This is a genomic window from Modestobacter altitudinis, from assembly GCF_005930475.1.
GTDB classification, from domain to species: Bacteria; Actinomycetota; Actinomycetes; order Mycobacteriales; family Geodermatophilaceae; genus Modestobacter; species Modestobacter altitudinis.
In genome coordinates, this window is the sequence record NZ_SJEW01000017.1 from 54,153 (window position 1) to 74,829 (window position 20,677).

At 74.6% G+C, this 20,677-nt stretch carries 22 protein-coding genes; 9 read left to right on the plus strand and 13 right to left on the minus strand.

Annotated features, from left to right (window positions below; genetic code table 11):
- Positions 1-11 precede the first annotated feature (11 nt).
- Positions 12-2,090 carry a 3-hydroxyacyl-CoA dehydrogenase NAD-binding domain-containing protein gene (locus tag FHL79_RS08900; RefSeq protein WP_138758247.1) on the minus strand — a complete coding sequence of 693 codons (2,079 nt, stop codon included), beginning with the start codon at positions 2,088-2,090 and terminating at the stop codon, positions 12-14.
- Positions 2,087-3,310, minus strand: coding sequence for a thiolase family protein (locus FHL79_RS08905; RefSeq protein WP_138758248.1), 1,224 nt, complete (start codon positions 3,308-3,310; stop codon positions 2,087-2,089). Before FHL79_RS08905 ends, FHL79_RS08900 begins: the two co-directional genes overlap by 4 nt.
- 170 nt (positions 3,311-3,480) lie before the next feature.
- On the opposite strand from FHL79_RS08905, the gene FHL79_RS08910 reads away from it, so the two are divergent.
- Together FHL79_RS08910 and FHL79_RS25750 are read left to right on the plus strand one after the other, a co-directional pair.
- A complete protein-coding gene (locus FHL79_RS08910) occupies positions 3,481-4,323 on the plus strand; it encodes a hypothetical protein (protein ID WP_138758249.1) in 843 nt (280 codons plus the stop codon).
- On the plus strand, positions 4,320-5,339 hold the full coding sequence (locus tag FHL79_RS25750) for a DUF1697 domain-containing protein (RefSeq protein WP_246080538.1): 1,020 nt from the start codon (positions 4,320-4,322) through the stop codon (positions 5,337-5,339). The genes FHL79_RS08910 and FHL79_RS25750 overlap by 4 nt, the downstream gene beginning before the upstream one ends.
- A 16-nt stretch (positions 5,340-5,355) precedes the next feature.
- Here the strand turns inward: FHL79_RS25750 and FHL79_RS08920 are convergent, their stop codons facing one another.
- From FHL79_RS08920 to FHL79_RS08930, 3 genes are all read right to left on the minus strand, one after another.
- Entirely contained in the window at positions 5,356-6,609 is a 1,254-nt protein-coding gene (locus tag FHL79_RS08920) for an HRDC domain-containing protein (RefSeq protein WP_246080540.1), read from the minus strand.
- A gap of 74 nt (positions 6,610-6,683) precedes the next feature.
- Positions 6,684-7,394 (minus strand): response regulator transcription factor, encoded by a 711-nt coding sequence (locus tag FHL79_RS08925; RefSeq protein ID WP_138758251.1) that lies wholly within the window; start codon positions 7,392-7,394, stop codon positions 6,684-6,686.
- A 125-nt stretch (positions 7,395-7,519) separates the two neighbouring features.
- Positions 7,520-8,143: a DUF3000 domain-containing protein gene (locus FHL79_RS08930; protein ID WP_218938393.1), complete on the minus strand. Its 624-nt coding sequence runs from the start codon at positions 8,141-8,143 to the stop codon at positions 7,520-7,522.
- A 138-nt stretch (positions 8,144-8,281) separates the two neighbouring features.
- On the opposite strand from FHL79_RS08930, the gene hemE reads away from it, so the two are divergent.
- The 4 genes from hemE to hemQ are packed head-to-tail and all read left to right on the plus strand — an operon-like array spanning position 8,282 to position 12,319.
- A complete protein-coding gene (hemE, locus tag FHL79_RS08935; RefSeq protein WP_138758252.1) occupies positions 8,282-9,328 on the plus strand; it encodes a uroporphyrinogen decarboxylase in 1,047 nt (348 codons plus the stop codon).
- Positions 9,325-10,677 carry a protoporphyrinogen oxidase gene (gene hemG, locus FHL79_RS08940; protein WP_138758253.1) on the plus strand — a complete coding sequence of 451 codons (1,353 nt, stop codon included), beginning with the start codon at positions 9,325-9,327 and terminating at the stop codon, positions 10,675-10,677. Before hemE ends, hemG begins: the two co-directional genes overlap by 4 nt.
- Positions 10,674-11,609 carry a DMT family transporter gene (locus FHL79_RS08945; protein WP_138758254.1) on the plus strand — a complete coding sequence of 312 codons (936 nt, stop codon included), beginning with the start codon at positions 10,674-10,676 and terminating at the stop codon, positions 11,607-11,609. Before hemG ends, FHL79_RS08945 begins: the two co-directional genes overlap by 4 nt.
- Positions 11,606-12,319, plus strand: a complete 714-nt coding sequence (gene hemQ, locus FHL79_RS08950) for a hydrogen peroxide-dependent heme synthase (protein ID WP_138758255.1) — start codon at positions 11,606-11,608, stop codon at positions 12,317-12,319. The genes FHL79_RS08945 and hemQ overlap by 4 nt, the downstream gene beginning before the upstream one ends.
- 64 nt (positions 12,320-12,383) lie before the next feature.
- On the opposite strand, the gene msrB is transcribed toward hemQ, so the two are convergent.
- On the minus strand, positions 12,384-12,803 hold the full coding sequence (msrB, locus tag FHL79_RS08955) for a peptide-methionine (R)-S-oxide reductase MsrB (protein ID WP_138758256.1): 420 nt from the start codon (positions 12,801-12,803) through the stop codon (positions 12,384-12,386).
- Positions 12,804-12,878: 75 nt separating this feature from the next.
- Complete coding sequence (locus FHL79_RS08960; protein WP_138758257.1) at positions 12,879-13,376, minus strand: hypothetical protein; 498 nt, start codon at positions 13,374-13,376, stop codon at positions 12,879-12,881.
- Between the two features lie 204 nt (positions 13,377-13,580).
- Here FHL79_RS08960 and FHL79_RS08965 point away from each other — a divergent pair, with 204 nt between their 5' ends.
- On the plus strand, positions 13,581-14,039 hold the full coding sequence (locus tag FHL79_RS08965) for a hypothetical protein (protein ID WP_138758258.1): 459 nt from the start codon (positions 13,581-13,583) through the stop codon (positions 14,037-14,039).
- Positions 14,040-14,141: 102 nt separating this feature from the next.
- On the opposite strand, the gene FHL79_RS08970 is transcribed toward FHL79_RS08965, so the two are convergent.
- From FHL79_RS08970 to FHL79_RS08990, 5 genes are all read right to left on the minus strand, one after another.
- Complete coding sequence (locus tag FHL79_RS08970) at positions 14,142-14,345, minus strand: cold-shock protein (protein WP_014741881.1); 204 nt, start codon at positions 14,343-14,345, stop codon at positions 14,142-14,144.
- 138 nt (positions 14,346-14,483) lie between these two features.
- Positions 14,484-14,903: a hypothetical protein gene (locus FHL79_RS08975; RefSeq protein WP_138758259.1), complete on the minus strand. Its 420-nt coding sequence runs from the start codon at positions 14,901-14,903 to the stop codon at positions 14,484-14,486.
- Positions 14,904-15,041: 138 nt separating this feature from the next.
- Positions 15,042-15,947, minus strand: coding sequence for a DUF5996 family protein (locus FHL79_RS08980; protein WP_138758260.1), 906 nt, complete (start codon positions 15,945-15,947; stop codon positions 15,042-15,044).
- 17 nt (positions 15,948-15,964) lie between these two features.
- On the minus strand, positions 15,965-16,240 hold the full coding sequence (locus tag FHL79_RS08985) for a YciI family protein (protein WP_138758261.1): 276 nt from the start codon (positions 16,238-16,240) through the stop codon (positions 15,965-15,967).
- Positions 16,237-17,139 (minus strand): LysR family transcriptional regulator, encoded by a 903-nt coding sequence (locus tag FHL79_RS08990; protein WP_138758262.1) that lies wholly within the window; start codon positions 17,137-17,139, stop codon positions 16,237-16,239. Before FHL79_RS08990 ends, FHL79_RS08985 begins: the two co-directional genes overlap by 4 nt.
- Before the next feature lie 68 nt (positions 17,140-17,207).
- On the opposite strand from FHL79_RS08990, the gene FHL79_RS08995 reads away from it, so the two are divergent.
- Together FHL79_RS08995 and FHL79_RS09000 are read left to right on the plus strand one after the other, a co-directional pair.
- Positions 17,208-18,191 carry an EamA family transporter gene (locus tag FHL79_RS08995; RefSeq protein ID WP_218938394.1) on the plus strand — a complete coding sequence of 328 codons (984 nt, stop codon included), beginning with the start codon at positions 17,208-17,210 and terminating at the stop codon, positions 18,189-18,191.
- Between the two features lie 62 nt (positions 18,192-18,253).
- Positions 18,254-20,395 carry an MMPL family transporter gene (locus tag FHL79_RS09000; protein ID WP_138758263.1) on the plus strand — a complete coding sequence of 714 codons (2,142 nt, stop codon included), beginning with the start codon at positions 18,254-18,256 and terminating at the stop codon, positions 20,393-20,395.
- Positions 20,396-20,398: 3 nt separating this feature from the next.
- On the opposite strand, the gene FHL79_RS09005 is transcribed toward FHL79_RS09000, so the two are convergent.
- On the minus strand, positions 20,399-20,677 hold a 279-nt coding region (locus tag FHL79_RS09005), incomplete at its 5' end, for a PspC domain-containing protein (RefSeq protein WP_138758264.1).

The following is a 20,677-nucleotide window of genomic DNA, read 5'->3' on the forward strand; positions in this document are numbered from 1 at the left end:
ATCCCGGGCCCTCAGGCCGGGAGCGAGGCCACCCCACGGGGCAGGAAGCGCTTCCCGGTCACGGCCTCGGAGACGCCGACCCGGTCCAGGTACGCCGAGATGCCACCCAGCCAGAACGGCCAGCCGGCGCCCAGCAGCATGGCCAGGTCGATGTCCTGCACCGCCTGGACGACGCCCTCGTCGAGCATCAGCCGGATCTCCTCGGCCAGCGCCCGCTCGGCGTTGGACCGCAGCTCCGCCGCGGTGAGGGGCGAGTCGCCGCTCTCGATCCCCACCAGCTCCGGGTCGATCACGCCCGGCTCGGAGAAGACCGACGTCTTGCCCAGCTCGACCATCCGGCGGAGCCCCTCGCCGACGCCGAAGCGGTCCGGGAACGCCTCGTGCATCCGCTCGGCCACGTGCAGCGCGACCGGCGGGCCGACCAGCGACAGCAGCTCGAACGGCGTCATCGGCAGGCCGAGGGGGTCCAGCGCGGTCTCCGCGACGGCGACCGGTGTGCCGGCGTCCACCGCGGCGGTGACCTCGCCCAGGAAGCGGGTGAGCAGCCGGTTGACCACGAACGCCGGGGCGTCGGCGACCAGCACGCAGCTCTTCCCCAACTGCTTGCCGACTGCGAAGGCGGTGGCCAGCGTCGCGTCGTCGGTCTGCCCGGCGCGCACCACCTCCAGCAGCGGCAGCACGGCGACCGGGTTGAAGAAGTGCAGCCCGACCACCCGCTCCGGGTGCTCCAGCTTCGAGGCCATCTCGGTCACCGACAGCGCGGAGGTGTTGGTGGCCAGCACGCACTCGGCCGAGACGACCGCCTCCACCTCGGCGAGGACCTGCTGCTTGACCGACAGCTCCTCGAACACCGCCTCGATGACCAGGTCGGCGTCGGCGAAGACGTCCTTGGACAGCGAGCCGGTGACCAGGCCCGTGAGCCGGTTCAGCGCGTCGGGGGAGAGCCGGCCGCGGCCGGCCAGCTCCTCCAGCTCGCCGTGCACGTAGCCGACGCCCTTGTCCACCCGCGCCTGGTCGATGTCGGTCAGCACGACCGGCACCTCGAGCCGGCGGACGAACAGCAGCGCCAGCTGCGAGGCCATCAGTCCGGCGCCGACGACGCCGACCTTGGTGACCTTCCGGGCCAGCGCGCGGTCCGGCGCACCCGCGGGCCGTTTGGCCCGCTTGTTCACCAGGTCGAAGGAGTACAGCCCGGCTCGCAGCTCGTCGCTCATCAGCAGCTCGGCCAGGGCGTCGTCCTCGGCCGCCGTCCCCGCCGTGAAGCCGGTGTCGCCGGCGCGGGCGAGGTCGAGCAGCTCGACGGCGCGCAGAGCCCCAGGAGAGGCGCCGCGGGTGCGTGCGGCGACGATGCCGCGGGCCCGGGCGATGGCGTCGTCCCACGCCGAGCGGTCCACCTCCGGACGCGACACGGTCACCTCGCCGGCCAGCACGCCGGCCGCCCACTCCAGCGACCGCTCCAGGAAGTCGGCCGGCTCGAGGACGACGTCCGCGATGCCCAGCTCCGCAGCGCGCGGCCCGGACGTGACCTTGTTCTGCGCCAGCGCGTTCTCCACGATGACGCCGACCGCGGCGTCGATGCCGACCAGGTCCGGCAGCAGCTGCGTGCCGCCCCAGCCGGGCACCAGGCCGAGGAAGACCTCGGGGAAGGCGACGACGGCGGTGCTGGCGATCGTCCGGTACCGGCAGTGCAGCGCGAGCTCCAGGCCGCCGCCCATCGCCGCGCCGTTGACGAAGGCGAACGTCGGGACGCCGCCGTCGGTGAGCCGGCGGAACACCCGGTGCCCGGTCTCGGCGATCTCCCGGGCGTCCTCGGCCGAGGTGAGGGCCGGGACGCCGGAGAGGTCCGCGCCGACGGCGAAGATGAACGGCTTGCCGGTGACGGCGATGGCCACCGGGGCAGGCGAATGGGCCGCGACCTCGTCCAGGGCGGCGTCCAGCGAAGCGAGCCCCCCGGGGCCGAAGGTCGACGGGCGGGTGTGGTCCTGCCCGTTGTCCAGGGTGATCAGCGCCAGCTCACCGGCCAGCCCGGGCACCCGCAGGTACCGGACGTGCGCCTGCGTGACGACCTCGTTCTCGAACACTGCACTCACGTCGAAGCACCTTCCCAGTTCGGGTTCTCCCAGATCACGGTGCCGCCCATGCCGATGCCGATGCACATCGCGGTCAGCCCGTAGCGGACGTCCGGCCGCTCCGCGAACTGCCGGGACAGCTGGGTCATCAGCCGGACGCCGGAGGACGCCAGCGGGTGGCCGACGGCGATCGCGCCGCCCCACGGGTTGACCCGCTCGTCGTCGTCGGCGATGCCGTAGTGGTCGAGGAAGGCCAGCACCTGGACGGCGAAGGCCTCGTTGAGCTCGAACAGCCCGATGTCGTCGATGGACAGCCCGGTGCTGGCCAGCGCCTTCTCCGTCGACGGGATCGGCCCGACGCCCATCACCTCGGGCTCGACGCCGGCGAAGCCGTATCCCACCAGCCGCATGCCGATGTCCAGGCCGAGCTCGACAGCGACGTCCTCGGCGGCGAGCAGGCAGCCGGTGGCGCCGTCGTTCAGCCCCGCGGCGTTGCCCGCGGTGACGTGCCCGTGCGGGCGGAACGGCGTCTTCAGCGCCGCCAGGCCGTCGAGGGTGGTGTTCGGCCGCGGCGGCTCGTCGACGGTGGCCAGCCCCCACCCGGCCTCGGCCGAGCGGGTGGCGACAGGGACGAGCTCCGGGCCGATCTGCCCGTTCGCCACGGCCTTGGCGTACTTCTGCTGGCTGGCCAGTGCGAAGGCGTCGGCGCGCTCCTTGGTCAGGTGCGGGAAGCGGTCGTGCAAGTTCTCCGCGGTGGAGCCCATGACCAGGGCCGAGCCGTCGACGATCTTCTCGCTGACGAACCGCGGGTTGGGGTCGACGCCCTCGCCCATCGGGTGGTGGCCCATGTGCTCCACGCCGCCGGCGATCGCCACGTCGTAGGCGCCGAAGGCGATGCCGCTGGCGGTGGTGGTGACGGCGGTCATCGCACCGGCGCACATCCGGTCGATGGCGAAACCGGGGACCGACTTCGGCAGCCCGGCGAGCAGGGCGGCGGTGCGGCCGATGGTCAGCCCCTGGTCGCCGATCTGGGTGGTGGCGGCGATGGCGACCTCGTCGACCCGCTCCGGCGGCAGGGCCGGGTTGCGCCGCATCAGCTCCCGGATGCAGCGGACGACGAGGTCGTCGGCGCGGGTCTCGGCGTAGATCCCCGCAGGTCCCGCCTTGCCGAAGGGCGTGCGCACGCCGTCGACGAAGACGACCTCGCGCAGCTGGCGTGGCCGCCGCTCTACAGATGACACAGGACCTCCGCGGTGGGTTCAGACGCCGGCTCGGGGGAGCGGCGCCCTCTAAGTTACCCATTGGTAACCGCCGGTCCAAGCGCACTCCTCGACACGGGTGACGTACCGCCCGTCGGGCGGCCCGGTGCCCTAGGCTCCCCGATCCCGGTACCCGGCAAGCGGGAGGCTCGATGCGCTCGGCACGGCGGGCACTGGCGCGGGCGGTGCCCTGGGCTGCGGTCCTCCTGCCGCTCGCCGAGCTGCTGCTCGTCGTCACGGGCGTGCTCCCGGTCGGCGTCGCCGTGCTGGTGGCCGTGGTGCTGGAGGCTGCGTTCGCCGCGGTCCTGGTGGCCGGGTGGACGGCGTTCCGCCGGGTCTGGCGGACCGAGCGGGCGCGCGGCGGACCGCGCCGCCAGGCACTGCTCGCCGGCCTGGCCGCCACGGCGCCCCCGGCGGTGGTGACCCTGGTCCGGTCGGAGCTGGGCACGTGGCAGGCGCTGTGGTGGGCGCTGCGGCGGCGGCGGGCGGTGCTGCCCGGGGAGCTCGCGTTCGGGTACACCTCCCGCATCGGGGTCATGCTCTGGGTGACGATCGCCCTCACGCCGCTGGAGGTCCTCGTCGTCCACCTGCTGCTGCCCTGGCCGATCGTGCGGACCGTCGTGCTCGTGCTCAGCATCGTGTCGCTGGTGTGGATGCTCGGCTTCGCCCTCGGGCTGCAGCAGCGCCCGCACGTGCTCGGTCCCGGGGAGCTGGTGCTGCGCTTCGGGCACCTCCGCCAGCTCGTCGTCCCGCTCGCCGACGTCGTCACCGCCCGGGCGGTGACGACGGTGGACCACCCGAAGAACCTCGAGGTGGCGGACGGTCAGGTGGCGTTGTCGGTGCTGGGGGAATCAAGCGTGCGGCTGCAGCTGCGGTCGGGTGCGGTGGTGGGCCTCGACGGCCGGCCGGTGGAGGCCGAGCGCGTCGTCTTCTTCGCCGACGACCCGCGCGCCGCCGTGCGGGAGCTGCGGGCACGCCAGGCGGTCGGGGGATGACCCGGTACGCGGTGCTGCTGCGCGGCATCAACGTCGGCCGGGCCCACCGGGTCCCCATGGCCGAGCTGCGCGAGCTGCTGACCGCCCAGGGGCACACCGGGGTGGCGACGCTGCTGCAGAGCGGGAACGTGGTGCTCGACTCCGACCGGCCGGCAGGTGAGCTCGGGTCCGCGGTCGAGCGTGCGCTGGAACAGCGGTTCGGGTTCGCCGTCCCCGTCGTCGTCCGCACCCGGGACGAGCTGCTCGCGGTGGTCGCGAAGGACCCGCTCGGGTCGGTCGCCACCGACCCGAGCCGCTACGTCGTGTCCTTCTCGAACGCACCCGTCCCGCCCGAGGTCCGGGAGCGGCTCGCCGCCGTCGACCCCGAGGACGACGTGTTCACCGTCGACGGCCGCGAGCTCTACCTCTGGTGTCCGCACGGGCAGCTGCAGAGCCCGCTGTCCGCCGCGCTGGCGACGACCAGGGGCCCGGTCGGCACCGCGCGGAACTGGGCCACCGTGCGCAAGCTCGCCGCCGTGCTCCTGGGCGGGGTGCTGGGCCTCGCGGTGCTGTCCGGGTGCTCCCGGACCCCGGACGTCAACGGCGCCGTGGGCATCACCGTGACCGCCGACGGCTCCCCGGTGGCCGTGGCCGAGGTGTGCCACGGCTCCGTCGACCGGATCACCGTCGCCGGTCCCAACCGGGGTGAGCAGCCCAACGAGACCCTCGCCGACCTGACCTCGCCGGGCAGGGTGAGCGAGTCGACGCAGGTGGACCTGGTCGGCCCCGCCGGCTGGCGCGGCACGCCGCTGACCTTGCCCCTGGACGACGAGCTGCACGTCGTCCTCGCCGACGACCGGGACGCGAACAGCGAACTGACCCAGACCGAGTTCACCCCGGCCCAGCTGGCCACGCTGACCCCGGGGACCGTGCAGTACTCGCAGTACGACGTCGACGAGGGCTCGTCGCAGGTGCGGGCCCCGCTGGCCGACTTCCACGCCATCACCTGCTCCGGGCGCGACCGACGGACCGGCTGACGTCAGCCCGTGGCGGTCAGCCGGCGGCGATCGCGGCGGTGAGCAGGTCGCCGGTCAGCCCGATCTGCCACTCGCGCGCGCCACCGGCGCGCAGCGCCGCGGCCACCGCGTCGGCGTCCGCCGGCGCCGGCGGCGTCCACATCAGCCGGCGGACCAGGTCGGGGGAGAGCAGGTTCTCCACCGGCACCGACCACTGCTCGGACACCTCGGCCAGTGCGGCCCGGGCGGCCTTGAGCCGGGCAGCCGCCGCGGGGTCGCGGTCGGCCCAGCGGTTGACCGGGGGCGGTCCCTCGCCGGGCTTGCTGTGCAGCGGCAGCTCGGCGTCGGCCAGCTCCCGCCCGCGCACCAGCGCACCGAACCAGGTGCCGACGAGCCTGCGGTTGGCCCGGCCCCGGAAGACCGGGAGGTCCAGCAGCGCCCCCTCGGTCTTCGGGTCGGCCTGCACGGCCGAGACCATGGCGGTGTCCGGCAGCACCCGGCCCGGGGCGATGTCCCGGCGGCGGGCCAGCTCGTCCCGGGCCTGCCACAGCGCCCGCAGCATGCCCAGCTGCCGCCGGCTGCGGAGCCCGTGCATGCCCGACGTCTTCCGCCACGGGTCCACCTTGGGTGCCGGGGGGCCGGCGGCCAGGATCGCCTCGAACTCCTGCCGCGCCCACTCGGTCTTGCCCTGCTCGGCGAGGATGCCGGCGAGCGCGTCCCGCAGCTCGACCAGCACCTCGACGTCCAGTGCGGCGTAGACCAGCCAGTCCTCCGGCAACGGCCGGGTGCTCCAGTCCGCAGCCGAGTGGCCCTTCTGCAGCGACAGTCCCAGCAGGGACTCCACGACCGCACCGAGCCCCACCCGCGGCAGCCCGGCCAACCGGGCGGCCAGCTCGGTGTCGAACAGCCGGGACGGCACCAGGCCCAGCTCGGCCAGGCAGGGCAGGTCCTGGTTGGCCGCGTGCAGCACCCACTCGGCGTCCCCGATGGCGGCCTGCACGGCCGACAGGTCCGGCAGCGGCACCGGGTCGATCATCCCGGTGCCCGCACCGGCGCGGCGCAGCTGCACCAGGTAGGCGCTCTGGCCGTAGCGGTAGCCCGAGGCGCGCTCGGCGTCGACGGCGACCGGGCCGCTGCCCGCGGCCAGCGCGTCGGCGTAGGCGACCAGCGCGGTGGAGGTCTCGATCACCGGCAGCAGCCCGTCCCGGGGCGCGAGCAGCGGGACGGCCGTCGGTGCGTCCTCGTCCGACACCGGGTCGGCCACCGGCTCGATCACCGGCTCCCCGACCACGGGCGTCTCCGGCAGCGGCTCGGACAGCGGCTCGGTGAACTCCAGCTGCGGGACGGCGGGAGTCTGGTCGGCGCTCAGTGGATGACCCCCGAACGGATGCCCAGCGCCACCATGTGCGCCCGGTCGCCGGTGCCCAGCTTGCGCGCGATGCGCGCCAGGTGGCTCTTCACGGTCAGTGCCGACAGGTCGACCATCTCGCCTATCTCCTTGTTGGTGTGCCCGTCGGCGACGAGCCGCAGGATGTCCCGCTCGCGCGCGGAGAGCTCGCCGACAGCTTCCTCCACCCCGGTCTGGGTCAGCCCCTGGGCCAGGCTGCTGGCGATGCCCGGGTCGGCGAACACCTCACCGGACAGCGCCGCCCGCAGGCCCTCGGCGAGCGTGGCCAGCGGGCTGGTCTTCAGCACGTACCCCTGGACGCCGGCCAGGAAGGCGTCCCGGACGACGGCGGGGTCGGTCACCGAGGTCAGGACGACGGTCACCGGCCACCCCTCGGTGCGCAGCGTGGGGAGCAGCTCCAGGCCCCGTCCGTGGTCACCGCCGCGGCTGCCGGCGTCGGGCCCCGCCTCGGGGAGGTCGGCCTCCAGCAGGCAGAGCGCGCGCGGCCCGGAGACGTGCACCCGCACCCGGGCCTCCTCCAGCGAGGCGGCCTCCTCGACGTCCCGGGCACCCAGTCCGCGCAGCCGGCCGGCGAGTGCCTCGCGGACCAACGGGGAGGGGTCGACGACCAGCGCACCGGCGTGCGGGCCGAACAGGACGCCGTCGGACCACAGTCGACCCAGGGTCACGCAGTCTCCCGCCGTCGGGCCGGTCGGGAGTCGAGCGGCCATCAGCTGACCACCCGGGACCCGATCCGGCGTGTCCGCGCACTCGGCCCATCCCTGGTTACGCCGAGTGGAGTACGCCGACGAGTCTAGGCACCGGTGTCGGCAGTCTGCCCGTTCGAGGTCAGCAGGTGGATGCCGGGCGGCGGGAGGCCGGCAGCGGTACCGAGCACGGTGAGGAACGCGGTCAGGTGCTTGTCCAGGTCAGTGCCCTCCGCCGTCCAGGAGGCCCGGATCTCCACGTCGACCGAGTGCTCGGGGGCGGCGATCGAGCCGAACCGGGTGGACGCCGTGCGGGTGACCGTCCCGCCGATGGCGTGGTGGCCGGCGCCGTGCTCGGCGAGGGCGTCGGTCAGCCAGCTCCAGGCGACCTCGGAGAACATGCTGTCGTCGACCATCTCCGAGTCGGTGCTGGCGGAGAGGTAGCCGACGCAGCGGGTGGTGCCCTGCCAGGCCTCGTGGCCCTCCGGGTCGAACAGCAGGATGAAGCGACCGCTGGCGAGCTCCTCCTCCTCGTCGGCCGGGTCGCCGACGTGCACGCCGATCGCGAGGGAGAACGGGGCCAGCCGCTGCGGCGCCGGGATGTGCTCCAGGACGATCCCCGGGCGCGGGTGTACGGTCGCCAGCGCTTCCAGGGCGGCCTGGAACTCCGCGGGCTTCTGCGCCACGGGCGGCTCGACGCCGTCGGCCGGACGCTTGCGCTGCTGGGCCACGGCCGCAGGGTAGGTCGCCGTGGGACGGATGTGGCGTCCCGACGCGCCGCTGTGGCCTGCCCGTGACCCGGCCGTGGGGCGGCTGGGCCGACCGACGGCCCGCGCCGCCGTCCGGCGCGTCTGGGAGGATCGGCGGTCGTGGGAACAGCAGCAGGTCCGGCCACCGACTCCGCCCTGGTCCGGGCGGCCCGTGGCCTCCCGGTCGACCGCACGCCCGTGTGGTTCATGCGCCAGGCCGGCCGGTCGCTGCCGGAGTACCGGGCACTGCGGGCGGGGACCGCGATGCTGCAGGCCTGCCAGGACCCCGACCTGGTCACCGAGATCACCCTGCAGCCGGTCCGCCGGCACGGCGTCGACGCGGCGGTCCTCTTCTCCGACATCGTGCTGCCGCTGGTCGTGGCCGGGATGGACATCGAGATCAAGCCCGGCGTCGGTCCGGTCGTCGCCTCCCCGGTCCGGTCGGTCGCCGACGTCGACGCGCTCCCCCCGCTGGAGCCCGACCGGCTGGACTTCCTCGCCACCTCGGTGCGCCGGCTGGTCGCGGAGCTGGGCAGCACGCCGCTGATCGGCTTCGCCGGGGCACCGTTCACCCTCGCCACCTACCTCATCGAGGGCGGCCCCTCCAAGGAGCACGCCCGGACCAAGGCGTTCATGTACGCCGAGCCGGAGGCCTGGCGGCGGCTGCTGGACCGCCTGGCGGTCAGCGCGGCGACGTTCCTGCAGGTGCAGGTGGACGCCGGGGCCAGCGCCGTGCAGCTGTTCGACTCCTGGGCCGGGGTGCTGTCGGCGACCGACTACGCCACCCGGGTGCTGCCGCACTCCCGCGCGGTCCTCGACGCGCTGGGCGACCGGGACGTGCCGAAGGTCCACTTCGGCGTCGGCACCGGGGAGCTGCTGCCGCTGATCGGGGACGCCGGTGCCGACGTCGTCGGCGTCGACTGGCGGGTGCCGCTGGACGAGGCCGCCCGCCGGGTGGGGCCGGGCTTCTCGCTGCAGGGCAACCTCGACCCCGCGGTGCTGCTGGCCGATCGGGAGACCGTCGACCGCGAGGTGCGCCGGGTGGTCGAGCAGGGCCGGGCCGCCCGGGGGCACGTGTTCAACCTCGGTCACGGCGTGCTGCCCGACACCGACCCCGGCGTCCTGACCCACGTCGTCGAGCTGGTGCACGAGCTGTCGGCCAGATGAGCCGCCTGGTCGTCGTCGGCGCCGGCATCACCGGGCTGACCGCCGCCTGGGAGTGGCGCCGCACCCACCCCGACGACGAGGTCGTCGTGCTGGAGGCCGGACCGCGGATCGGCGGCAAGCTCGACCGGGTCGAGCTGGCCGGCCGCTGGTACGACACCGGGCCCGAGGCGGTGCTCGCCCGGGTGCCGGAGGCGGTCGAGCTGATCGAGGTGCTGGGGCTGGCCGACCAGATCGTGCCGGCCCGGACGACGCAGGCCTCGATCGTGCTGCCCGACGGCCGGTTCCCGCTGCCGGCCGGGACGCTGCAGGGCGTGCCTACGTCGGCCGACGGGCTGGCCGGCGTGCTGAGCCCGGACGGCGTCGCCCGGGTCCGCGCCGAGGCCGAGCTGCCCCCGCTGCGGCTGGACGGTGACGTCTCGGTGGGCCGGCTGCTGCGTGACCGGCTGGGTGACGAGGTGGTCGACCGGCTGGTCGAGCCGCTGCTCGGCGGGGTCTACGCCGGGCGCCCCGACGACCTCTCGCTGGCCGCCACCATGCCTGCGCTGGCCGCTCAGCTGCCCGCGTCGACGTCCGTGCTCGGCGCGGCGATCGCCGCCCGGGACGCCGGCGCCCGCAGCCGCGGGGACGTCGGCGGGCCGGTGTTCGTGACCGTGCGCGACGGCATCGGCTCGCTGCCCGCCGCGCTGGCCGCCGCCGCGCGCGCCGACGTCCGGCTGGACACGGCGGTCACCGCGCTGCGCCGGGTCGCCGGCGGCTTCGAGCTCGACGTCGAGGGCGGGGCGACGCTCACCGCGGACGTCGTCGTGCTGGCCACCCCGGCCGCGCCGACCGCCCGGCTGCTCACCGACCTGGCCCCCGACGCGGTCGAGCCGCTGCAGGGCATCCCGTACGCGTCGATGGCCGTGGTCGCGATGGCGTTCGCCGAGCAGCCGGTGTCGGCCGGTTCCGGGCTGCTCGTGCCGCCGGTGACCGGGCGGCTGGTCAAGGGGGTGACCGTCTCCTCGTCGAAGTGGCCGCACCTCGGCGGTGTGCTGCGGGTGCGTTCGTCGGTCGGCCGGTTCGGGGACGACGCCGCGCTGCGCCGGGACGACGCCGACCTCACCGCCGCGGTGGTCGCCGACGTCGCCGGGCTGCTGGACCTCGAGCGCCCGGCGCCGCTGCAGACCCACCTCGTCCGGTGGGTCGACGGGCTGCCGCAGTACCTGGTCGGGCACCCGCAGCGGGTCACGGCGATCCGCGCGGCGGTCGGCGCCGTGCCCGGGCTCGCGGTCGCCGGTGCCGCGTACGGCGGGGTCGGCGTCCCGGCCTGCATCCGGGACGCGCGCCGGGCCGTCACCGGGCTCCGGTGAGCGCACCGGCCCGGGTGCGGAGCGCGGCCATCACGGCCGCGCCGCTGCTGTTCGTGCTGCTGTGGAGCACCGGTTTCGTCGGCGCGAAGTACGGGCTGCCCTACGCGGAGCCGTTGACCTTCCTGGCGCTGCGGCTGGGGCTGGCCGGCGCGTTGCTGGCCGCCCTGACCGCCGTCCTGCGGTCCGCCTGGCCGGCCGACCGGACGCAGGCCGGCCGGGCCGGCGTGGCCGGGCTGCTGCTGCACGCCGGCTACCTCGGCGGCGTCTTCTCAGCCATCCACGCCGGTCTGCCGGCCAGCGTGGCGGCGGTCGTGACCAGCCTGCAGCCGGTGCTCACCGCGGCGCTGGCCACCCGGCTGCTCGGTGAGCGGCTCGTGGCCGTGCAGTGGCTGGGGCTCGCCCTCGGCGTCGGCGGCGTCGTCCTGGTGCTGGCCCCGGGGCTGGCGGCCGCCGCGGGGGAGGAGGGCGCCCTCCCGCCGGTCGCGGTCGCGTCCTGCCTGGTGGCGCTGCTGTGCGGAACGGCGGGCACGCTGTGGCAGAAGCAGCACGGGGACGACATCCCGCTGCTGTCGGGCACGGCCGTGCAGTACGCGGCCGCGGCCCTCGCGCTGGTCGCGGTCGCCCGCCTCACGGAGGACATGGCGATCGAGTGGACCGCCGAGTTCGTCCTCGCCCTGGTCTGGCTGGTCCTGCCGCTGTCGCTCGGCGCGGTGCTGCTGCTGTTGTTCCTGCTGCGCCGCGGCAGCGCCTCGGGCGTCTCCAGCCTGCTGTTCCTGGTACCGCCGGCGACGGCGGTCGAGGCCCATCTGCTGTTCGGCGAGCGGTTGCCGCTGCTGTCGCTGGCCGGGGTCGTCGTCACGACGGTCGGCGTGGCCCTGGTGCTGCGGCCCCCGGGACGACGCACAGCGCGGCGCGCGACAATGGGCGCATGAGCGAGCAGACCGGAGAGCGCAGCATCGGCAAGCGGGCGAACGAGCTGAACGCCCAGATCCGCTACACGATGTGGTCGGTCTTCAAGGCCCGACCGCTCGCCGACGACCAGCGCGGCGCCGCTGCCGACGAGGTCACCGCCCTCTTCGAGGAGCTCGCCGGCAAGGACGTCGTCGTCCGCGGGGTCTATGACGTGGCGGGCCTGCGGGCCGACGCCGACCTGATGATCTGGTGGCACGCCGAGACCCCCGAGGCGCTGCAGGAGGCCTACGGCCGGTTCCGCCGCACCGCCCTGGGCCGGCACCTGGAGCCGGTCTGGTCGCAGATGGCGCTGCACCGCCCGGCGGAGTTCAACCGCAGCCACATCCCGGCCTTCCTCGCCGAGGAGGAGCCGCGCCGCTTCGTCTGCGTCTACCCGTTCGTGCGCTCCTACGAGTGGTACCTGCTGCCCGACGAGGAGCGGCGGGACATGCTCAAGGAGCACGGCATGCAGGCCCGCCCCTACCCCGACGTGCGCGCCAACACGGTGGCCTCCTTCGGGCTCGGCGACTACGAGTGGATGCTCGCCTTCGAGGCCGACGAGCTGCACCGCATCGTCGACCTGATGCGCGACCTGCGGGCCAGCCGCGCCCGCCGGCACGTCCGCGAGGAGGTGCCGTTCTACACCGGCACCCGCAAGCAGGTCGCGGAGCTCGTCGCCGACCTGCCCTGAGAAAGGACCCCAGTCCCCCTCACCCCTCGCGAGCTCGGGGCGAGCCTCTGGACGGGGGCCGAACTCAGCCCTCGTCGGGTTGCAGCGCGATGCTCACCGAGTTGATGCAGTAGCGGTCGCCGGTGGGCGTCTGGGGGGCGTCGGCGAAGACGTGACCCAGGTGGCTGTGGCAGCTGCCGCAGAGCACCTCGGTGCGGACCATCCCGTAGGCGGTGTCGTCGCGGAGGACGACGTTGTCCTGGGCCGAGGGCTCGTAGAACGAGGGCCAGCCGCAGTGCGAGTCGAACTTGGTCCCGGAGCGGAAGAGCTCGGCGCCGCACGCCCGGCAGGAGTAGACGCCGACGGTCTTCGTGTCGACGTACTCACCGGTCCACGGCCGCTCGGTGCCCGCCTGCCGGAGGACGGCGTACTCCTCCGGCGACAGCTGGGCGCGCCACTCCTCATCGCTCTTGACGACCTGGGGCTGGTGGGCGGATGTGGTCATGCACCCACGGTACGGCGGCTCCGCCAGCCGTGCGGCGGGGCCGTCCCGCCTGGTCAGCGACGCGTCCCGGCGGGGTCAGCCACCGTCGGCCCCAGGTGCCGGCCACCACCGGAGGAACCGGTCGAGCACGTCCTCCAGCAGCGGGCGCAGTGCGAAGCCGGTGCTCGCCCGCTCGCCGGAGGTGCCGGTGAGCAGCACCTCCTGGTCGCCGTCGGGCAGGGTCGTCGGCACGCTCACCGGGATGGACACGCGTCCGTCCCCGTCGGCGACCGCGCTGCCCAGCTGCCCCTGGTTGCGCGAGGGCAGCGAGGCGGTGACCTTCTCCTCGGCGGTGAACCCGGTGCCGCTCACGGTGACCCGGTCGCCGCGGAAGGGTGCCGGGTCGCTGATCACCGCGGTGGCGTCCCCGGGGGACCCGCTCGCGGGCTCCGGGATGGCGGCAACGACCCCGGGGGGCGCGGCCGCCGCCGGGGAGCACACCGTCGTCAGGCCGCCGGTCGCCAGCGCCCCGACGGCGAGGCCGAGGACGACGGGGCGGAGCAGGACAGGGGCGAGGGCGCGGGAGAGGGACACGGGACTCCTCGGTGCGCGCGGTGGGACCGCTCGATCCTCTCAGTGCTCCGAGCTACGAACGGTCAACATCCGGTAACGAAGTGAGCCGGGCAGACGAACGAGCAGGAGCCGGTCGGGACGTCGCCGCACCGACCGCTCGTGCGGTGCTCGTACCGTGGGCGCGGCGCCGCGCCCCGGTGGCGCCGCCGTCCGCCGAGAGGATCCATGAGCACCCCGCAGCCCCTGGCCGACACCTGGTTCACCCGCGACCTCCCCGTGCTCCGCGCGATCGCGCGGCTGATCGACGAGCCGCCGCACGGCAGCGCGCCCTATCTCGGGGCGGTCGTCCCGGCGAGCGGCCTGCCACGGCCGCAGGTCGTCTCCGCCGCCAACGCGCTGGTCACCGCCGGGTACGCGCAGGCGCTGACCAACCACGCCGGGGAGATCGTCCGGTTCACCGCGATCTCCGCCGAGGCCCGCCGGCTCGCCGGGCTCTGGCCCACGCCGCAGGGGGAGTGGGAGCGGCTGCTCGAGCAGCTCGAGGCGCGCGCCACCGGGGCGATGACCGAGGTCGAGCGCAGCCGCTGGCGCGCGATGGCCGACGCGGCGGCCGCACTCGGCCCGGACGACGGGGCGCTGCTGATGTCGGCGCTGATCGGCGGGTACGTGCCCCGGCAGCGCTGACCCGGGTCGGACGCCGAACGCGACAGTGCCCCCGTCCGGTCTCCCGGGCGGGGGCACTGTCGGTGGTTCGAGAGGGCTGCGTTCAGCTCCTCGGTCTGAGGATCAGACCGGGTTGACGTTCGCCGCCTGCGGGCCCTTCTGGCCCTGCTCGATGTCGAACGAGATGCGCTGGCCCTCATCGAGCGAGCGGTACCCGCTGGTCTGGATGGCCGAGTAGTGGACGAAGACGTCCGGGCCGCCGCCGTCCGGGGTGGCGAAGCCAAACCCCTTCTCTGCGTTGAACCACTTCACTGTTCCTTCGGGCATTGCTCGCTCCTAGCTGAGGTCGTGCGTCGGGGTCCTGCCAGAGCGCAGGGCCTTCCCGACGAAGAGAACACTAGCGGCTAGATGCCCTCCGTGGGCAACCGGTGCCCGAACTTCCTTCAACCGGCCGGTCGGGACCGCTCAGAGCAGCCGGCCGGAGGCGTCCGCAGCGGCCGGGTCGGGCCAGGCGCGACGGGACCAGGCGTTCGGCGCGTAGGCGGTCCGGGCGGGACCGCTCGGACCCGGAGGGGGCGCAGCGGGCAGGGCCAGCGGCTCCGGGCGCCAGGCGTGCACGGTGAGCGGCTCCAGGTCGGCCCACTCCTGCGCGGCCAGCGGGGCGCGCTCCGCGGCGAGCGCCCGCCGGTGGCGGCGCCAGCGGTGGCCCAGCACGTCGACGGCGACCAGCGCGGCGACCAGCACCGCGACGGTCAGCAATGCGTTGGTCACCGCGGTGGCGACGTCGAGGGCGGTGATCTCCGGCCAGCTGACCCGCTCCAGCTGGTACCCGACGACCTCGATGACGACGTACAGCAGGCCGTACACCGAGAACGCGACCCTCATCGCCCTGCCTCCCTGCTGCTGTGCACCGACCTGCCGTGTGGTCCCTCAACGACACCCGGTGCCCGCTCCGCGAGCCCGGGCGCCGTCCGCGCGCAGCGGCATCACCCCTCCGGGTGACGTCGCCGCGCACCGATCGGCTCAGGTCGTCGGCCAGCCGGCGGTGCGGGCGGCCGCCGCGTGCGTGGAGGAGAGGAAGTCCAGCAGGTGGCCGTCGGGGTCGGCGGCCTGCCGCACGTCGGCGTAGGGGAGCACGAACTCGCCGAGCGCCTCGTCGAACGTCGCCGTCCCGGGGGCCACCGGGCTGGTCCGGTAGCCGGCCGGCTCGGGGTAGGCGTAGGCGTAGAAGACGCCTTCGGCGGCGCCCCCCGGCCAGTACCCACAGCTGGACACCTCGTCGCTGTAGGCCTCGACCATGACCGAGTCGGGGCAGTGCGGCACCCCGCCGGGGTGCCGTGGTGCGGGCCGGCCGGAGAAGCGGGTGACCGCGAGGTCGAAGGCGCCCCAGAAGAAGTGCACCGGGCTCGCCTTGCCGCGGAACTCGCCGCGGAACCGGCTCAGCACGCGGTGCGCGCTCACCAGCGACGTCCAGAAGCGGTGGACGGCGTCCGCGTCGTAGCTGGCGTGCTCGGTGTCCTGGTCGAACGGGATCGCCTCGCTGACCTCGACCGGCACCGGGTGGATCGGCACGTCGACGTCGAGCGCGCGCAGGTGCGACCGGAACTCCGCGGTGAAGTCGGCGACGCTGCGGGGTCCCAGGCTCATCCGCCGCCGCGCACCGAGGGTGCTGAGCAGCTGCAGCTCGTGCGAGGTCAGGTCGAACACGACCTCGAGGCCGCGGCCCCGGTAGGGCATCAGCGAGGTGGTCAGCCCGCGCGCGTCGACGTAGAGCGGGACGTGCCACCAGTGGTTGGCCGCGGGTGCGAGCGCCAGCCGGATCTTGCCGACCACCTGGGTCCACAGGTGCAGGGTGTCCCGGGTGTCCTGCCACTGCTCCAGCGGCAGGGCCGGCCACGGCTCGAACGGCGGTGCGGGAGGGCTGGTCATGCCGCGATGCTCGCAGCTCACCCCGGTTGCAGGACCTCGTCCCAGGGACGCACCGAGTGGCTGGCGACCACGCCGTTGCGCACGAACGGGTCGCCGGCGATGAACTCCTCCGCCGCCTCGCGGGTGGTGAAGACGCCCATCGCGTCGCCGTTCATCGGCTCGTCGAACGTGCCGACCATCAGCAGCAGACCGCGGTCGCGGAACTCGTGCAGCCGGGCGACGTGCGCCGCGCCGTGCTGCTGGGCCAGTGGCAGGAAGTCCTCGACCGCGCGGTAGCTCATCACGTACTTCATGCCCCGGCATCCTGGCCCGGCGCGGCCGCGATGGGGAGCCCTCCTCGGCCCTCCCGGTACAGCTCGGCCAGCAGGGCGACGGCGGCGGCCGCGGTGGCGGGTGGGTCGTCCCGCCACCACGCCAGCCGGACGGCGATCGGCTCGGCGTCCCGGATCGGCCGGTAGACGACGCCCGGCCGCTGGTACTGCGCGGCCGTGCCCTCGGCGGTGACGCCGACGCAGCGGCCCGCGGCGATGACGGTCAGCCAGTCGTCGACGTCGGAGGTGTGCTCGACCGCCGGGCGGGCGTCGGCGGGCCACAGGTCGGGGGTCGTCGTCCCCGTCCGCCGGTCGATCACCAGCGTGCGCTCGCCCACCTCGGCCAGCCGCAACGACCGCCGGCGGGCCCAGGGGTCGTCGGCGGCGAGGGCGCACAGCCGGCGCTCGGAACCGACCAGCGCGCTGGCGAAGCGCCGCGCGTCGGGCAGCACGCGGAGCACCGCGAGGTCACAGGCGCCCTCGGCGAGGCCCGCGGTCGCGGAGTTGGTGCGCACCAGCTGCAGCTCGGTGTCCGGGTGCAGGACGGCCCAGCGCCGTTGGAAGGCCACCGTGTGCCGGCCCATCGCCGACCAGGCGTAGCCGATCCGCAGCCGGGTGGCGTGCCCGGCCGCGTCGGCCACCAGGTCGTCGACCGCCGCCAACACCCGGCGGGCGCGGCCCAGGACCCGCTCGCCGGCCGGCGTCACGCTCACCTGGCGGGCGGTGCGCCGCAGCAGCCGGGTGCCCAGCTCGGCCTCCAGGGCGGCCAGGGTGCGGGACACGGCGGCCTGGGACACGTCGAGCTCCGCAGCCGCGTCGGTGAGCGTCCCGGCGTCCACGATCGCCACCAGGCAGCGGAGGTGACGCAGCTCGACGGCCATGCGTTGAGCGTATGACCGGTACGCCGATTGCATTTTGCGCACGGTGTCGCGACGGGCAGGGTCGGGTCGTGCAACCGATCGTCGAGCCCGTCCAGCGTTCCGCCGACCGCACGGACGCTGCCGCCCCGGCCCGGTCGTCCGGAGCGGCGGCGGGCGTGGCGATGATGGTCGGCAGCGCGCTGTCCAACCAGGTCGGGGCAGCGGTCGGGGCGCTCGCGTTCCCGGTGATCGGCGCGCTGGGCGTGGTGGCCGTCCGGCAGTGGGTCGCCGGGGCGGTGCTGGTCGCCGCGACCCGACCCCGGCCGTGGCGGCTGACCGCGGCCCAGTGGCGGCCGGTGCTGCTGCTCGCCGTGGTCTTCGCGACGATGAACCTGTCGCTGTACTCGGCGGTCGACCGGGTCGGGCTCGGTCTGGCGGTCACCCTGGAGTTCCTGGGGCCGCTCGCGGTGGCGCTGGCCGCGTCGCGCCGCCGCGTCGACCTGCTCTGCGCCCTGGTCGCCGCCGCCGGCGTCGTCGTGCTGAGCCGGCCCCAGCCGACGACCGACCCGGTGGGGATCGCCTGCGGCCTGCTCGCGGCCGCGTGCTGGGCGGCCTACATCCTGGTCAACCGGAGGATCGGCACCCGGGTGCCCGGCGGCACCGGCCCGGCGACCGCTGCCGGCCTGTCCGCCCTGGTCTTCGTGCCGTTCGGGGTCCACGTGCTGGTCACCACGCCGCCCTCGCCGGCGACGGTGCTCTGCGCCGTCACGGCCGGGGTGCTCGCCTCCGCGGTGCCGCTGGCCGTCGACCTGCGGGCGCTGCGCCGGGTGCCGGCCGGTGCCTACGGCGTGTTCATGAGCATCAACCCGGTGCTCGCCGCGGTCGTGGGGCTCGTCGTGCTGGGGGAGACGCTGCCCTGGGACGCCTGGTGCGGCATCGCGGCCATCGTGGGAGCCAACGTCGTCAGCCAGGTGCTCGCCCGGCGCGGTGGGTCCCGGGGACGCGCCGGACGGGTCGGGGGAGAACAGGACCGTGCGGTTCGGGCCGCTCCACGGGCCGCCGGCCGCCGCTAGCGTCCCCCGCCACGGGGGCCAGACGCACGACCACCTGCCCATGGCTGCCCAGGGAGCACGTTGTGGAGTCCCTCGCCCGGTTCGTCCTGCGCCACCGCCTGCTCGTCGTCCTCGGTTGGCTGGTGCTGTTCGTGGCCGGTGGTGTGGCCGCGGGCCCGGTCACCGACCGGCTGACCTTCGACTTCTCGCTGCCCGGCCAGCCCGGCTACGAGGCGGAGGAGCAGTTGATCGCGACGTTCGGCGCGAGCACCGCCGACACCCTGGTGCCGGTGCTGACCGTGCCGGCGGGCAGCTCGGTGGCGGAGCGGCAGGCCGAGGTCGCGGGCGTCTTCGACGCGCTGCGCGCCGCCGTGCCCTCGGTCCGGGTGGTCGACCTGGCCAGCACCGGGGACGACCGGTTCGTCACCGACGACGGGCGCAGCACCTTCGCCCTGGTCCAGGGCCCGATGCCCGCGGGCTTCGGACCGGGCATCGAGGCCCAGGTGCAGCCCGCGTTCGAGCAGGCGGCCGCCGCGGCCGGGCTGGACACCGGGCTGACGTCCTACGTGCTGCTGTCGGCCGGCGGGGAGACCGAAGGGCCCAGCGTGCTGGTGGAGACCCTCTTCGGTGCCGTCGGGGCGCTGGCGGTCCTGCTGTTCGTCTTCGCCTCGTTCCTGGCCCTCGTCCCGCTGCTGATCGCCGCGGTGTCGATCCTGACGACGTTCCTGCTGGTCCTGGGGTTGACCTACCTGACCGACGTGAGCTTCGTCGTGCAGTTCCTCATCGCCCTGGTCGGGCTGGGCGTGGCCATCGACTACTCGCTGCTGCTGGTCTCCCGCTGGCGCGAGGAACGGGCGCACGGCCGCAGCAACGACGAGGCCGTCGTCGTCGCCGTCCGGACGGCCGGGCACGCGGTGTTCGCCTCGGGCGTGACGGTCGCGATCAGCCTGCTGGCCCTGATCATCGTGCCGGTGCCGTTCCTGCGGAGCATGGGCCTGGGCGGGATGCTCATCCCGCTGGTCAGCGTGGCGGTGGTGCTGACCCTGCTGCCGGCCCTGCTGTCCAAGATCGGGCCGCGGGTCGACTGGCCGCGGATCCGGCACGACGCGGTCGCGGCCCGTGGCTGGACCGCCTGGGCGCGCCTCATCGTGCGCCGCCGCTGGATCGCCACCGGCGTCGCCGCGGTGCTGCTCGCGCTGGTCGTCGTGCCGGTGTTCGGCCTCAAGATCGGTCAGGCGAACAGTGCCTCCCTGGCCAGCAGCGGGCCGCCGTACGACGCCCTGCAGCAGCTCGAGCAGGGTGGTGTCGGCACCGGTGTGCTCACCCCGATCGAGGTGCTGGTGCCCGACGACCAGGCCGAGGCCGCGCTCGGTGCGGCGGGCGACGTGGCCGGCGTCCGGATGGCGGTGATCGGGGGCAGCAACGACGGGACCACCGTCATCGACGTCGTCCCCGAGGACGAGACGGTCGACGGCGAGAGCATCGAGGTGGTCAACGACGTGCGCACCGCCGTCGAGAGCGCGACCGACGGCAGCGTGGGGGTCGCCGGCACCGGCGCGATCGTGCAGGACTACTTCTCGGCGGTGTACGACACCTTCCCGTACGTGCTGGCGCTCATCGCGGTGATCACCTTCGTGCTGCTGGTGCGCACCTTCCGGTCGTTGCTGCTGCCCATCAAGGCGGTGCTGCTCAACCTGGTGTCGCTGGCGGCGGTGTTCGGCGCGGTGACGTTCTTCTGGCAGGAGGGCCACGGCTCCGAGGCGCTGTTCGGCGTGGCGGCGACCGGCGCGATCACCTTCTGGCTGCCGGTGATCATCTTCGCGTTCCTGTTCGGGCTGTCCATGGACTACGAGGTGTTCATCCTCGCCCGGATGCGGGAGGAGTACGACACCACGGGCAGCACGAGGGAGGCGGTGGTCACCGGGCTCGGGCGCACCGGCCGGTTGGTGACCTCGGCCGCGCTGATCCTGTTCTTCTCCTTCGCCGCGCTGGCGTCCTCGCCGGGCACCGACATCAAGGTGATCGGGACGGCGCTCGGCGTCGGCATCCTCATCGACGCCACCTTGGTGCGGGCGCTGCTGGTGCCGGCGCTGGTGAGCCTGCTCGGCAGGTGGAACTGGTGGCTGCCGGCCTGGCTGGCCCGGGTGCTGCGGGTCGAGCCGTCTCCGCTGGTGGACGACCGTCAGGAACGGACGGCGGAGGACCGGCCGCTCAGCCGCGTCTAGCGACTACCGGTTCGAGGTCCGGCCGTTCTGCAGCGTCTCGCGCAGGCGGGGTGCCGGGGCGGACTCGGCCGGGGCCGTGTCGGCGGGCAGCAGGACCCACAGCAGCGGGTAGAGCAGCACGCCCGTGCCGACCAGCGCCAGCGCCACGAAGCCGATGCGCCAGACCAGGGCCTCGACGCCGGTGTACTCGGCCAGGCCACCGCACACGCCGCCCAGCACCTTGTTCCTGCTGCTGCGTCGGAGCGGTGGACGCTGCGGGGCAGCGGCGGACGGGGGAGGAGG

Bases quoted from the DNA above. Each gene is read 5' to 3' on its own strand.
- hemG (WP_138758253.1), top strand. From the start codon at position 9,325: ATGAGCCGCCTGGTCGTCGTCGGCGCCGGCATCACCGGGCTGACCGCC.
- FHL79_RS08970 (WP_014741881.1), bottom strand. From the start codon at position 14,345: ATGCCCGAAGGAACAGTGAAGTGGTTCAACGCAGAGAAGGGGTTTGGC.
- FHL79_RS08980 (WP_138758260.1), bottom strand. From the start codon at position 15,947: ATGACCAGCCCTCCCGCACCGCCGTTCGAGCCGTGGCCGGCCCTGCCG.
- FHL79_RS25750 (WP_246080538.1), top strand. From the start codon at position 4,320: ATGACCCGGTACGCGGTGCTGCTGCGCGGCATCAACGTCGGCCGGGCC.
- hemQ (WP_138758255.1), top strand. From the start codon at position 11,606: ATGAGCGAGCAGACCGGAGAGCGCAGCATCGGCAAGCGGGCGAACGAG.
- FHL79_RS08965 (WP_138758258.1), top strand. From the start codon at position 13,581: ATGAGCACCCCGCAGCCCCTGGCCGACACCTGGTTCACCCGCGACCTC.
- FHL79_RS08985 (WP_138758261.1), bottom strand. From the start codon at position 16,240: ATGAAGTACGTGATGAGCTACCGCGCGGTCGAGGACTTCCTGCCACTG.
- FHL79_RS08910 (WP_138758249.1), top strand. From the start codon at position 3,481: ATGCGCTCGGCACGGCGGGCACTGGCGCGGGCGGTGCCCTGGGCTGCG.
- FHL79_RS08990 (WP_138758262.1), bottom strand. From the start codon at position 17,139: ATGGCCGTCGAGCTGCGTCACCTCCGCTGCCTGGTGGCGATCGTGGAC.
- FHL79_RS08975 (WP_138758259.1), bottom strand. From the start codon at position 14,903: ATGAGGGTCGCGTTCTCGGTGTACGGCCTGCTGTACGTCGTCATCGAG.
- msrB (WP_138758256.1), bottom strand. From the start codon at position 12,803: ATGACCACATCCGCCCACCAGCCCCAGGTCGTCAAGAGCGATGAGGAG.